Annotated in this window: 1 protein-coding gene; it reads left to right on the top strand. The window is 48.5% G+C overall.

Annotated elements, in window-relative coordinates; genetic code table 11:
• Positions 1 to 769 (top strand): hypothetical protein (locus KDK14_RS12055; RefSeq protein WP_257265372.1); only part of this gene is annotated, 769 nt, incomplete at its 5' end.
• Positions 770 to 1,113: the final 344 nt, after the last annotated feature.

Raw genomic sequence — 1,113 nt, 5'->3', positions numbered from 1 at the left:
TGTGATTAATAACTGGTCATTAGAACAGGTGCAAACGTTTTTCAAGGCAACAGAATTCACCGAACGGTGGTATAAGCGACCGCAGGACCAGCGAGAACGCTGCGTGGCCAGGTTTGATGCGACACTGGCTCCCACGAGGGCAAAAGCCAGTGAGACCGAAAAAACCGGGTACCAAAAAACCGCAAACCAAACAATAACGCCACCCAGTGTTATTCTCAGTGTTATCAAGTCAGGCCTGCCATTAAAACCCCCGATCTGGAGGTCACTGGAGCACTATGCCAAAAATGGCCAGTTAAAGGACAGATTATGCCAGGCACTGGCCCCGGTAATTGAACGACAGTCGGCTATTACTCCGGATGTTGTTAAATATGCAGTCACCGCAAGGCTGGCAGAGATTGAGGCAAAAAACATGACCGATCAGGCAACCATTACTCAGCCCTCGCCTATGGAGCTTATCCCACGGCCGCCGGTTGCAGGCAGCGCCATGCACAGACCACAATTTACCCTGGCAACAACATTGGTAGCCCTGGATCGTTTTCAGGTGTTAGGGGAAACAGAACTTGAAATGCTGCAACCTTATCGCGATCAGATGAGGCCAATACAATTAGCCAGGGTTATCGACAAAATGTACCACCGTATCGATCCGATCACACAGCTTGATTGGCTAACATCCTATGAGAAGAAAAGGAAGGACCCCCTCGGGTTGAATGAACTGATCAGCTGGTCTGAAGATGAGCAGTCTGAGTGGCTTGCAGATATTCTGGAATAGACCGGCGATGACCCTAACGGGTAAACAACTGTTGATCAATGTCTTTTTGCTTGAAATGGCAAGGTACGCTTAAACATCCACAGCCCCTGAAAAAAAGTAATTGACAGCCCATGTGAGTGACTGCTCGATTACAGGAAAATTAAAGTGAGTGGACCCAAATGCCCATGGCGCGTGAAAATATTTTTCACGGCAAAAGGGTAATCACAAAATTGCATATCCTGTTCAACAAGTAGCTGTTCATTCCGCCTTGCCCGGCTGCCTGAAATGACTTGCCCGGTATCATAAGGAACTGTTCTGAAATAACTTCGACATTTCTACAGACGCTACCCGCCGCCCGCTTCCCG

The organism is Endozoicomonas sp. ONNA2, assembly GCF_024606365.1.
Lineage (GTDB): Bacteria > Pseudomonadota > Gammaproteobacteria > Pseudomonadales > Endozoicomonadaceae > Endozoicomonas.
This window is presented reverse-complemented; position numbering and strand designations above follow the sequence as displayed.